10 protein-coding genes are annotated in these 12,204 nt (G+C 71.0%); 5 read left to right on the top strand and 5 right to left on the bottom strand.

Annotation, left to right across the window (positions count from 1 at the left end; genetic code table 11):
• Together FXF60_RS16935 and FXF60_RS08345 are read right to left on the bottom strand one after the other, a co-directional pair.
• Positions 1-831 carry an alpha/beta fold hydrolase gene (locus FXF60_RS16935; protein ID WP_151525432.1) on the bottom strand — a complete coding sequence of 277 codons (831 nt, stop codon included), beginning with the start codon at positions 829-831 and terminating at the stop codon, positions 1-3.
• 44 nt (positions 832-875) lie between these two features.
• A complete protein-coding gene (locus FXF60_RS08345) occupies positions 876-1,544 on the bottom strand; it encodes a GOLPH3/VPS74 family protein (protein ID WP_151525430.1) in 669 nt (222 codons plus the stop codon).
• Between the two features lie 134 nt (positions 1,545-1,678).
• Here FXF60_RS08345 and cysS point away from each other — a divergent pair, with 134 nt between their 5' ends.
• The 3 genes from cysS to FXF60_RS08330 all read left to right on the top strand — a co-directional run bounded on the left by cysS (position 1,679) and on the right by FXF60_RS08330 (position 5,066).
• Positions 1,679-3,133: a cysteine--tRNA ligase gene (cysS, locus tag FXF60_RS08340; RefSeq protein ID WP_151525428.1), complete on the top strand. Its 1,455-nt coding sequence runs from the start codon at positions 1,679-1,681 to the stop codon at positions 3,131-3,133.
• A gap of 13 nt (positions 3,134-3,146) precedes the next feature.
• Complete coding sequence (gene rlmB, locus FXF60_RS08335) at positions 3,147-4,121, top strand: 23S rRNA (guanosine(2251)-2'-O)-methyltransferase RlmB (protein ID WP_151525426.1); 975 nt, start codon at positions 3,147-3,149, stop codon at positions 4,119-4,121.
• 210 nt (positions 4,122-4,331) lie between these two features.
• A complete protein-coding gene (locus FXF60_RS08330; RefSeq protein WP_238335775.1) occupies positions 4,332-5,066 on the top strand; it encodes a Pr6Pr family membrane protein in 735 nt (244 codons plus the stop codon).
• Between the two features lie 5 nt (positions 5,067-5,071).
• Here the strand turns inward: FXF60_RS08330 and FXF60_RS08325 are convergent, their stop codons facing one another.
• The 3 genes from FXF60_RS08325 to FXF60_RS08315 all read right to left on the bottom strand — a co-directional run bounded on the left by FXF60_RS08325 (position 5,072) and on the right by FXF60_RS08315 (position 8,811).
• Complete coding sequence (locus FXF60_RS08325) at positions 5,072-6,319, bottom strand: DUF4032 domain-containing protein (protein ID WP_151525424.1); 1,248 nt, start codon at positions 6,317-6,319, stop codon at positions 5,072-5,074.
• A gap of 57 nt (positions 6,320-6,376) precedes the next feature.
• Positions 6,377-7,408, bottom strand: coding sequence for a type IV toxin-antitoxin system AbiEi family antitoxin domain-containing protein (locus FXF60_RS08320; protein ID WP_151525422.1), 1,032 nt, complete (start codon positions 7,406-7,408; stop codon positions 6,377-6,379).
• Positions 7,409-7,728: 320 nt separating this feature from the next.
• On the bottom strand, positions 7,729-8,811 hold the full coding sequence (locus FXF60_RS08315; RefSeq protein ID WP_151525420.1) for an ABC transporter ATP-binding protein: 1,083 nt from the start codon (positions 8,809-8,811) through the stop codon (positions 7,729-7,731).
• A gap of 317 nt (positions 8,812-9,128) precedes the next feature.
• Between FXF60_RS08315 and FXF60_RS08310 the strand changes: the two genes are divergently transcribed.
• Both FXF60_RS08310 and FXF60_RS08305 read left to right on the top strand, forming a co-directional pair.
• Entirely contained in the window at positions 9,129-10,469 is a 1,341-nt protein-coding gene (locus tag FXF60_RS08310; RefSeq protein ID WP_151525418.1) for a sugar ABC transporter substrate-binding protein, read from the top strand.
• Positions 10,470-10,568: 99 nt separating this feature from the next.
• Positions 10,569-12,203 (top strand): ABC transporter permease subunit, encoded by a 1,635-nt coding sequence (locus tag FXF60_RS08305; protein ID WP_151525416.1) that lies wholly within the window; start codon positions 10,569-10,571, stop codon positions 12,201-12,203.
• Position 12,204: the final 1 nt, after the last annotated feature.

Genomic DNA, 12,204 nt, shown 5'->3' with positions numbered 1-12,204 from the left:
CTACGGCGCAGGTCGCCCCGGGACGGGATGGGCCTGCAGGAAGTCCAGGATCGACCGCGCCACCTTGGCGTGGTGGGTGAGCGCGAGGTCGTGCCCCGCCCCCGGGACGACCCGCTCCTCGGCGGCGGGGAAGAGCTCCCGGACCCACTCCCGCACCTGGGCGAACCAGGGCCCGCTGCCCGACCCGCCGAGCGACAGGACCGGGCCGCTGACCCCGCCGGCACCGGTGGCGGAGAGCTCCCAGCCCAGCAGCGCGGGGATGTCGACGTCGAAGAAGGTGGCGGCGTCACGGGACATCTGCGCCACGCAGCCGGGCAGGAGAGCGTCGTACTCATCGACCCAGCCCGGGCCGGCGAGCAGCGTCAGGAACTCCTCTAGCGCGCGCTCCGGACCGTGGCGGCGGTAGCTCTCGAGCAGGCCCCGGTTGGCCGCGACGAACTCCTCGGCGGCGGGCACGTGCCTCGGCGGTGGCTCGATCAGGGTGAGAGTGGCCACCCGCTGCGGGGCGACCCGCGCCACCTCGAGCGCCACCGCACCCGCGTAGGAGAGCCCCACGACGTGCACGCGCGGCAGGTCGAGGGCGGACAGGAGCGCCAGCACGTCCGCGGCGTCCCGGTCGACCGAGCCGGGCGGCTCGGCCGGGCTGCTGCCGGCATACCCGCGCCGGTGCTGCAGGACCGAGGCATACCGTCCGGTCGCGGCGACGTGCCGCGCGCAGGGCACCAGCTCGTCGGCGAGGAGCGCGGTCTGGATCCACAGGACCGGCTCGCCCTCCCCGAGGACGTCGACCTCGAGGGTGGCGTCCCCGACCGGCACCCGGGACCAGGCCATGGACCCGAGACTAGCGGCGGGTCGGGTCCGGGTGGACCGAGCGGCTAGGAGCCGCCGCCACCGTCTCCTGCGCCGGCGCTGGCCGCCACGGCCACCGCTGTGCCCGCCGCCATCGCCGCCTGCACCGCCTCGGCGACCGCGCCGGAGGCCCAGCGTCCCTGGGCGATCTCCTTGGCGTCGCGGCGCAGGTCCCGCAGCGGTATGCCGAGGCGCTGGTCCTTGGGGAGCGCGTGGCCGACGGCGTTGGTCGCGTGCAGCAGGGACACCAGCGAGCCGGTCCGTCCATCGACCCGACTCTGGCCGGTGAGGACGGAGAGCAGCTCGCCGCGCAGGGTGTCGCGCCGGGCCGGGTCGACCACCCGCCAGCGGGACCACCACCGCACCCCGAGGGCCCGCGCCTGCTCCTCCTGCATCACCTCGGCCCGCTGCAACCGCTCCAGCGCGAGCTGCGGCAGCCCGCGACCGATCCGCGCGAGCACGTCCTTGGGCTTCTTGCCTGCCTTCTCGCCGAAGCGGACCAGGGCCTCGTCGAGCAGGTCGTCGCCGGTCGAGCTGGCGTCGACGACGCTCAGCCGGCCGTCCTCCAGGGCGACCCGCTCGGTCAGCGCCAGCTCGCACAGCAGTGCCCCGGCGACGACGAGGTCGGCGTGACCGACCCGGTCCAGGCCGTCGTCGGCGCGGGTGACGAGCAGGAACTCCTCAGCGATGAGCATGCCGATCAGGCTAGGGCGCCCTCGGCGGTCTCGGGATCGGGCCAGGGACGGAGATCTGTCTCCACCCGGGGGAGGAGCACGGGCACCCGGCCAGCGGGCGGCATACCCGTCCGCAGCCCGTAACCTTGACTCTTGTGAGCCTGCACCTGTTCGACACCGCCACCCGGGAGCTGCGGCCCTTCGTGCCGTTGCACGAGGGCAGGGCGGGCATCTACATCTGCGGCCTCACCACGCAGGGCAGCCCGCACATCGGCCACGTGCGCTTCGCCGTCGCCTTCGACATCCTGCGGCGGTGGCTGGAGCAGGGGCACGGCTACGACGTCACCCTGGTCCGCAACGTCACCGACATCGACGACAAGATCCTGACCAAGGCGGCGGACGCAGACTGCCCGTGGTGGGCCTGGTCCTACCTGCACGAGCGGGAGACCAGCGCCGCGCTGGACCTGCTGGGTGTGCTCCCGGCGACCTACGAACCGCGCGCGACCGGGCACATCACCGAGCAGGTCGCGCTCATCGACGCGCTCGTCGCCAAGGGTCACGCGTATGCCGCGGAGGACGGCTCGGGCGACGTCTACTTCGACGTGCGGTCCTGGCCGGACTACGGCTCGCTGACCCGTCAACGGCTGGAGGACATGGAGCCGGCGGGGGACGCGGATCCGCGCGGCAAGCGGGACCCCCGCGACTTCGCCCTGTGGAAGGGGCACAAGGCCGGCGAGCCGGAGACGGCGAGCTGGCCGACGCCCTACGGCGAGGGCCGTCCCGGGTGGCACCTGGAGTGCTCGGCGATGGCCCGCAAGTATCTCGGGGACACCTTCGACATCCACGGGGGTGGCGTCGACCTGCGCTTCCCGCACCACGAGAACGAGCAGGCCCAGTCCCGCGCGGCGGGCCTCGGCTTCGCGAACCTCTGGCTGCACAACGCCTGGGTGACCGTGAAGGGCGCCAAGATGGGCAAGTCGCTGGGCAACGCGCTCGCCGTGATGGAGCTGACCCGGACGGTGCGGCCGCTGGTGCTGCGCTTCTACCTGGGCGCGGTGCACTACCGCTCCGTCATAGAGTATGCCGAGGGCTCGCTGGACGAGGCGCTCGCCTCGGTGGAGCGGATCGAGGGCTTCCTGGAGCGGGCGATCGAGGCGCTCGGGAGCACCCCTGAGGAGATCGTGGAGGCCGAGCGCGCCGCCGCGGCGGAGGACGCCTTCCCCGCGGCCTTCCGCGCGGCGATGGACGACGACCTCAACGTCTCGGAGGCGCTGGCCGTCGTGTTCAACGCCGTCCGGGACGGCAACAAGCTGCTCGAGGCGGGCGGTGACGTCGCCTCCGGCGGTGAGCTGCGGCATACCGTGCTGCAGGTCGCGGCGATGCTCGACGTCATCGGGGCCAACCCGCTGGACGCGCGCTGGACGGGCAGGACCGGCACCGACCGGGGTGGGGAGGTGCTCGCGGCGCTGGTGCAGGAGCGGTTGGACGCCCGGGCCCAGGCGCGGACGGACAAGGACTTCGCCCGCGCCGACGCCATCCGGGACCACCTGACCTCGCTCGGCGTGGTCATCGAGGACACCCCGGCGGGTGCCCGCTGGGCGCTGCGCTGAAGGAGCGAAGGACATGGCAGGCAACCAGCGGCGGCGCGCCGCGCGCACGAGCAACAAGAAGGGCATGGTCGTCGGTTCCGGCGGCCAGCGCCGCAAGCAGCTGAAGGGCAAGGGCCCGACCCCTCGCGCGCAGGACCGGACCGGTCACCCCGCGGCGCGCAGGGCGGCACGGACCGAGAAGACCGGCTCCGGCTCCGGCGGCGCCGGCCGGTCGTCCGGGGCGCGGCGGGGCGGGGCGAAGGCCTCGACCGAGATGGTGACCGGGCGCAACAGCGTGCTCGAGGCGCTGCGGACCGGGGTGCCCGGGACCGCGCTCTACGTCGGGACCCGGATGGAGTCCGACGACCGGGTCAGGGAGAGCATCGCGCTGGCGACCGAGGCCGGCGTCCCGGTGATGGAGTCGCCCCGCGGCGAGCTGGACCGGATGACCGACGGCGCCGTCCACCAGGGGCTGGTCCTGGCGGTCCCGCCCTACGACTACGCCCACCCGGACGACCTCGTGGCGCAGCAGCTGCCGGGCACCCCGCTCGTGGTGGCTCTCGACGGCATCACCGACCCGCGCAACCTGGGGGCGATCATCCGCTCGGCCGGGGCCTTCGGGGCGCACGGGGTGCTCGTGCCCGCCCGTCGCTCGGCCGGCGTGACCGCCGCCGCGTGGAAGACCTCGGCCGGTGCCGCCGCCCGCATCCCCGTCGCCCAGGCGACGAACCTCACCCGGGCGCTCGAGGCCTACCGCAAGGCGGGGTTCTTCGTCATCGGCCTGGACGCCGACGGTGACGTGGAGCTGCCGGGGCTGGACCTGGCCGACCAACCCCTCGTCGTCGTGGTGGGATCCGAGGGCAAGGGGCTCTCCCGGCTGGTGCGCGAGACCTGCGACCAGGTCGTGTCGATCCCGATGGCGGCGGTGACCGAGTCGCTCAACGCGGGCATCGCCACAGCGGTCACGCTCTACGAGATCGCCAGCCTGCGCGGCGGCACCCGCGGCTGACCCGTCCCCCGGCCCGACGCGCCGCCCCTCACCCCCGACCGGGCGTCGCCTGTGGTTGGCTCAGCACCCACCGGGCGTCGCCTGTGGTTGGCTCAGGCCCGACCGGGCGTCGCCCGTGGTGGGCTCACCCCCGACCGGGCGTCACTCGTGGTTGGCTCAGGCCCGACCGGGCGTCGCCCGTGGTTGGCCACCGGCCGCTATCGTGTGCTCGTGATCCGGTCGGCCGAGTGGCGCACCACGTGGGCGGTCGTCCGGCTGGTCGCGGCGGGGCTGATCCTGGCCGCCGTCGTCGCGCAGGCCCGCGTGACGATCGGCGGGGCGGCCGCTGCGGGGCGTGACCTGGGGCTCACCACGGTCAATTTCTTCAGCTTCTTCACCATCCTGTCCAACGTCGGGTCGGTCGTCGTGCTGGCCTGGGCGGGCATGTGGCTGCTGCGGTCGGGGGGCGACAACTCTCGCCGCGAGCCACCGGCCCTCGCGGTCGCACTGGCCTGCGTGACGGCATACATGCTGGTCACCGGGGTCGTCTACAACACGTTGTTGCGCGGTATCGAGCTGCCGCAGGGCACGACCGTGGCCTGGTCGAACGAGGTCCTGCACGTCGTCGGCCCGGTGCTCCTGCTCCTCGACCTGACGCTCGCCCCGCTCCGTCGCGGCCTGCCGTGGCGCGCCGTCGGCACCATCCTGGTCGTCCCGATCGTCTGGGTCGTCTACACCCTCGTCCGCGGACCGCTCGTGCCGAACCCGGTGACCGGCGCCGACTTCTGGTACCCCTACCCGTTCCTCAACCCGAACAACCCCGACCTCGTGCCCCAGGGGTATGCCGGGGTGTCGGTCTACGTGGTCGGGATCGCGCTGGTCATCGGCGCGGTGGCGTCCGGGGTCGTCGCGGTCGGGCGTGCGCGGGCCGGGTCAGTGCGCCGGGCCACGGCCGTGCATACCTGACATGGTCACCGCGAGACCCTGGCCCGGATGGGGATCTCCTCGGTGTCGACGCCGAGGATGGAGATCTCGTCCGGCTTGCTCGGCAGCACGGTCGCGACGTAGTCCTGCACCGCCTCCTCGAGCGCGAAGTCGTAGCCCTGCTGCTCGGAGAGGTACCACCGGTGCTCGAGGATCTCGTGGAAGAGCTCGGCCGCCTCCAGCTTGGTGCGCAGCTCGCGCGGGACGGACCGGGTGATCGGCTCGTAGACCCGGGCCAGCCAGTCGTGGGCCACCAGCTCCTCGTCCTCGTCCTGCCGGTCGTGCGCGGCGCGGTAGGCGTCCAGGTCGTTGAGCAGCCGCCGGGCCTGGTTCTCCTCGACGTCGAGACCGGTGAGGTGCATCAGCCGGCGCGAGTGGTGGCCAGCGTCCACGACCTTGGGCTGGATCCGGATGTAGGCGCCGTCGAAGTCGGTGGTCATCTCCAGCTCGTCGACGTCGAACCCGAGGTTGTTGAGCCGGCGCATCCGCTCGTCGACGCGCCACCGGTCGCCGCGCTCGAAGCGCTCCTCGCCGGTGAGCTCGTTCCACAGCAGGTCGTAGCGGTGCATGATCCGGTTGGCGATCTCGATCGGGTCCTCGCCCTCGTCCAGGCTGCCGGCGGCCTCGAGGTCCATCAGCTCGCCGGCGATGTTGCCGTGCGCGACGAAGAGGTCGTGCTCGCGCTGACCGGGGGAGAGCTGCGGGTGGATCTCGGCCGTCTCGGCGTCCACGAGGTATGCCGCGAAGTCGCCCGCGTCGCGGCGGAAGAGGGTGTTCGAGAGGGAGACGTCGCCCCAGAAGCAGCCGGCCAGGTGCAGCCGGACGAGCAGCACGGCGAGCGCGTCGAGGGTGCGCCGGGCGGTGTCGGGGCGCATCCGCTGGCTGAAGACGGCGCGGTAGGGGAGGGAGAACTTCAGGTGCTGGGTGACCAGGCAGGCGTCCAGGGTCTCTCCGGCCGCGTCGGTCCGGCCGGAGATGACGGCGAGCGGCTGCACCGTGGGCAGGTCGATCCGGCCCAGGTTGCGCAGCGTCTGGAACTCGCGCCGGGCCAGCGGCTCGGCGATCTCCTTGACCGCGATGACGTTGCCGCTGAGCTTGACGAAGCGGACGACGTGCCGCGAGATGCCGCGGGGCAGCGCGGCCAGGTGGCTCTCCGGCCACTCCTCGAGCGGCACCTCCCACGGCAGATCCAGCATCGCCGGGTCCGGCTTGATCGCGCTGATGTCGAGCGGCATACCTCAAGCGTAGGCCCGGCACCTCCCATCACCCACCGGGCGTCGTCTGTGGTTGGCTCACGCCGTCCGAGGCAGGAGCGGCAGCTTCCGGAAGGCCCCGTCCCACCTGACCCAGCCGATGAAGGTGTTGTTGAGCGCCCGCGAGGTGGCAGCGTGTATGCGCTGGCTCACCACCTCGGGATGCCGCATGGCTTCCTCGGTCATCCACCGTGCGACCGCGAGTCCCAGCCGCTCGATCCTGGCCTGTCTGATCGACTCCGCCGCCAGAGCGGCGCGTGCAAGTGGCTCAGCCGTGTCGGGAGTGGCGCCGATCCGGTACTTCGCCTGGCCGTCCGACTCGGTGGCGACGAGTTCATGATCGAGCAGGCCGTCGAGGCGAGCCACGAAGACGAAGTTCTCGTCGTAGAGGTCGACCTGGGGGATGGGCTGCGGCAGGTCGGCGAGCGCGATCACGCCGGCGGAGTAGGACTCCCCCCAGCTCTCGCGGCGTCCGTCGAGCAGATCGAGCACCCGCAGTGCCTTGGGTCGGCCGACCCATCGATGCTGCGAATCCAGCACGGCCCGCACCTCGTGCGCGGAGACCTGCCCCGCCCGGACCGCCTCGTCGAGCATGGCCAGGCCGTGGGGGAGGCGACGGGTGCGCAGCACGTCCGCCGCTGTCCTGGCCCTCGTCGTGCACCGGATCCCGTCCACCATCACGGTGGTGGTCTCCATCGAGTCCGTGTGATGGATGGTGACGCCGGGCAGCCGGCGCGAGCTCGGGGCGTCCTCGATCCGGACAAGCTCCACCTCTGCCGTGGGGGAGACGACCAGGGGCAACTGGTCGACGATCGCGGCGCTGTCGTGGCCGGCGGCGCACCCCGGATGGGCGACCAGTGCCTCTCTCACCCGCTGCAGGTGGTCCTGACGCGTCATCTCCCAGCGTTCTCCGGCAGCCACGTCCACCCCGACGACGGCATACCAACCACGCCGCAGCCGGACGATCGCACCCTCCTTGAGTGCACGCCGCAGCTGCTGTCGCGTCACCCCCAGGGCCAGGGCATCGGCATAGCTGAAGGGGGTCCGGGGGAGAGTCGCGAGTGACACCATCTGGTCACGGTGCCTGGCGACGGTATGCCGCGAACAGAGTCACCTCCGGATCTGTGGACGTTGCCGAGAGCCGCCGCGGAGGTGTGGACGACGGTCGTCACCACAAGCGACGCTCGGTGGGTGGTGAGGCAACCACAGGCGACGCTCGGTGGGTGGTGAGGCAACCACAGGCGACGCTCGGTGGGGCGTGAGGCAACCACAAGCGACGCTCGGTGGGGCCTGAGGTGACCACGAGCGACGCCCGGTGGGTCCGGGGATGCGGCGAGGCCGCCCGCCCCGGTGGGGGCAGGCGGCCTCGTGACGTGCGGCCGGTCGGGCGCTCAGTTGCTGATGCGCTCGCCGGACTCAGCGTTGAAGATGTGCACGTGGTCGCCCTTGGGGGTGAAGTGGACGACCTCGCCCTTCTTCGGCGGCGTGCGGCCGTCGACGCGCGCGATGAACGGCTTGTCGGTGGGGCCGGAGCCGGGCAGCTCGCCGTAGATGTAGGCGTCCGCACCGAGCTCCTCGACGACGTCGATCTCGATCGGCAGCCCGCGGCCCGAGTCGGACAGGTCGACGTCCTCCGGGCGCACGCCGAGCACGACCTCGCTGCCGGCGTTGGCGAGCACCTCGCGCTCCACCGGGTGGACGTAGTCACCGAGCTTGAGGCCACCGTCGGCGACCGGCACGGTCATGAGGTTCATGGCCGGGGAGCCGATGAAGCCGGCGACGAAGACGTTGTTCGGGTGGTCGTACATGTGCCGCGGGCTGTCGCACTGCTGCAGGATGCCGTCCTTGAGGACCGCCACGCGGTCGCCCATCGTCATCGCCTCGACCTGGTCGTGGGTGACGTAGACGGTGGTGACGCCGAGGCGGCGCTGCAGCGAGGCGATCTGGGTGCGGGTCTGCACGCGCAGCTTGGCGTCCAGGTTCGACAGCGGCTCGTCCATGAGGAAGACCTGCGGCTGGCGCACGATCGCGCGGCCCATCGCCACGCGCTGACGCTGACCACCGGAGAGGGCCTTCGGCTTGCGCTCGAGGTACTGCGTCAGGTCCAGGATCTTGGCGGCCTCCTCGACCCGCTCGCGGATCTCGGACTTGGACTTGCCGGCGATCTTGAGGGCGAAGCCCATGTTGTCGGCGACCGACATGTGCGGGTAGAGCGCGTAGTTCTGGAAGACCATCGCGACGTCGCGGTCCTTGGGCGGCATGTGGGTGACGTCCTTGTCGCCGATGAGGATGCGACCGCCGTTCACCTCCTCCAGCCCCGCGAGCATGCGCAGCGAGGTGGACTTGCCGCAGCCGGAGGGGCCGACGAGGACGAGGAACTCACCGTCGGCGATCTCGATCTCGAGCTCGTCGACCGAGGGGGTGTCTGCTCCCGGGTAGATGCGCGTGGCCTTGTCGTAGGTCACCGTTGCCATGATGCTTCTCCTTCACCGGCAGGTACGTGCCGGACGATCCGTTGTAAAGGACGGACCCGACGTCGGGTGACGCAGGGTCATCGCCGGTCGGCGCGGGTGGCGGAGCATGCCGTCGACAGGCGCCGTTGCCGGTGACGAGCGTCACGTTAGCAGATCGTGACCTACCGAATCTTTGCAAGTTCTTGCACTCGCCGATGCCTTCTTGCATACTGTCTGGCACCGGATGTCGGCCACACCTTCCGTGACGGCAACCGCGGCACCGTCGCCGCTCCTCGAGCAGCGCCGGGCCGGGATCCACCACTGTTCGAAGGAGAACCATGAAGCGCACCACCGGTGCTGTAGCCATCACCAGCGCGGCGGCGCTGCTGCTGTCCGCCTGCGGCGGCGACTCGACCGAGGACACCACCGACGCCGGCGGCGACGCCGCCGAGGAGTCGGCTGGTTCCGACGAGGGCTCGGAAGAGGGCTCCGAGGACGAGGCCGCCGGAGACGACGCCGCCTCCACCGAGGCCCCCGTCCGCGACGAGAACGCCGAGCTCGTCATCTGGTCCGACGACGTCCGCGCCCCGATCCTGACCGAGTGGGCCGAGCAGTTCGGGGAGGAGTACGGCATCACGACCCAGGTCCAGGTGGCCACCGACGTCCGCCAGCAGTTCAAGGACGCCGCCAACGTCGACCAGGGCCCGGACATCGTCGTCGGCGCCCACGACTGGCTGGGCGAGTTCGTCCAGAACGGCATCGTCGAGCCGGTCCAGATGTCGTCCGACACCCAGGGCCTGTTCACCGAGGAGTCCCTCGCGGCCACGCAGTACGACGGCCAGATCTACGGCGTCCCCTACGCCACCGAGTCGCTCGGCCTCATCCGCAACACCGCGCTCGCCCCCGACGCCCCGGCCACCATGGAGGAGCTCGTCTCCACCGGCCAGGAGCTGGTCGACGCCGGTGACGCGGACCAGCCGATGGTCACCGTCGTGTCCTCGGTCGGCGACGCCTACCACGCCTACCCCTACCTGTCCGCCTACGGCGGCGGCATCTTCGGCACCAACGACGACGGCGGCTGGGACGCCCAGAACGTCATCATCGACTCCGAGGAGACCATCCAGGGCGCCGAGAAGATGGCGTGGCTGGCCGAGGAGAACGCGCTCAACGTCAACATCGACTTCCCGACCATGGAGTCGCTCTTCGCCGAGGGCCGCACGCCCTACATGATCGCCGGTCCGTGGACCATCCCCAACGTCGAGGGCGCCGACATCGAGTACGCCATCGACCCGATCCCGGCGTTCGAGGACGGCGGCGAGCCGGTGCCGTTCCTCGGGGTTCAGATGTTCTACGTCGCCTCAGGTGCGCAGAACCCGACCCTGGCGCAGGAGTTCGTCAACACCTACGTCACCACCGAGGACATGCAGCTCGCGCTCTTCGAGGCGGGCCAGCGTCCCCCGGCCCTGCAGTCGGCCCTGGACACCGTGTCCGCCGAGGACGAGGACATCGAGGCCTGGGCCGCGGCCGGCGAGGGTGCCTCGCCGATGCCGAACATCCCGGCGATGAACGCCGTGTGGCAGCCCCTGGGCCAGGCCACCGCCGACATTGTCGGCGGCGCCGACCCCGCCGAGCGCCTCTCGGCGGCTCAGGAGGAGATCGTCTCCAACATCGGCCGCTGACCCCGGCCGTCCCGGTCCGGCGGTGGCCCGAGCCACCGCCGGACCGGGACCTCTCCCGTCCACCGAATCCCGCACCGCCGCAGCATGAGAGGGACGCCGATGTCCGACACCACGAGCCGCGAGGTCGACGCCGCGATCGACAACCTCGAACCGAGCGGCGAGCACCTCAAGTTCAGTTCCCGGACCCCGCTGTGGGTCCAGATCGTCAAGTGGGGCCTGATCCTGCTGAGTCTGGTCGTGCTGGGCTGGATGGCCCAGCAGATCATCGAGGCCGGCCACTGGCTCATGGTCTCCCTCGTCGCCTTCATCGGACTGTGCGTCCTGGCGGTGTATGCGACGAAGCGGGCGATCCCGGCGAAGTACCTCTTCCCGGGTGTGCTGCTCATGCTCCTGCTGCAGATCTGGCCGCTGGTCTACACGGTGCAGATCTCCTTCACCAACTTCGGTGACGGGCACATCAGCTCCAAGGAGGAGGCGATCGCCTCCATCACGGCCAACTCGGTGCGGGAGGTCGAGGGCAGCAGCAGGTATGCCCTGAACATCGCCGTGCCGGAGGGGACCGACGTCGCCACCGGTGACCTGGCCTACCTGCTCACCGACGCCGAGGGGGCGTACTACGTCGGCAATCTCGACGGCCTGGAGGAGCTGCCCGCGGACGGGGTCGAGGCCGGCCCGACCGGTCGGATCACCTCCGCCGAGGGGTGGACGACGCTGACCCCGCAGGAGGTCAACGAGCGGTCCGACGACCTCGCCGACTTCGGTGTGCCCGTCTTCGACGACGCGGGCGAGCAGACGGCCGGCATCCGCCAGGTGGGTCTGTCCGAGGCCTTCATCGGGACACCCACCAAGGTCTACGACGAGGCGGCCGACACCATCACCGACACGGTGACGGGCACCGTCTACGTCGCCGAGGACGCCAACTTCGTCCCGGAGAGCGGCGAGGGCGCCGCGCTGCCGCAGGGCTGGCGCGAGTTCGTCGGCTTCGAGAACTACACGAGCGCCTTCACCAACGCGACCTTGCGCGAGGGCCTGACCAAGGTCTTCGTGTGGAATGTCTTCTTCGCCGCCTTCACCGTCTTCGCGACGTTCATCCTGGGCATGGCCATCGCCATCCTGATGAACGACGACCGGCTCAAGGGCAAGGGGATCTACCGATCGCTGCTGATCCTTCCCTACGCGCTCCCGATCTACGTGACGGCGCTGGTCTGGGCCTCGATGTTCAACCCCGACTTCGGCTTGATCAACAACCTCTTCGGGCTCGACATCAACTGGACCGGCAACGCGTGGTGGGCCCGGGCCTCGGTGCTCATCACCAACCTCTGGCTGGGCTTCCCCTACTGGTTCATCGTCTGCACGGGCGCGCTCCAGGCGATCCCGAGCGACGTCAAGGAGGCCGCCCAGATCGACGGGGCCGGGGCGTTCACCACGATCCGGCGGGTGATCATGCCGCTGCTCCTCGTCGCCGTCGGGCCGCTGATGATCGCGTCCTTCGCCTTCAACTTCAACAACTTCTCCCTCATCTGGTTGCTCACCGAGGGCGGACCCTTCGTGGGGGGCCAGAGCTCGATCGGGTCCACCGACCTGCTCATCAGCCTCGCCTACCGGTTGGCCCTGGGCGGTGCGACGCCGAGCTTCGGCTTCGCCTCCGCCATCTCGGTCATCATCTTCTTCCTGGTGGCGATCGTCAGCTACTTCGGATTCCGCCAGACCGCCGCGCTCGAGGACGTGAACTGAC

Source organism: Serinicoccus kebangsaanensis, assembly GCF_008919445.1.
Classification (GTDB): domain Bacteria; phylum Actinomycetota; class Actinomycetes; order Actinomycetales; family Dermatophilaceae; genus Ornithinicoccus; species Ornithinicoccus kebangsaanensis.
The sequence above is the reverse complement of the archived record's forward strand: the minus strand, read 5'-3'. Positions and strand labels throughout refer to the sequence as shown.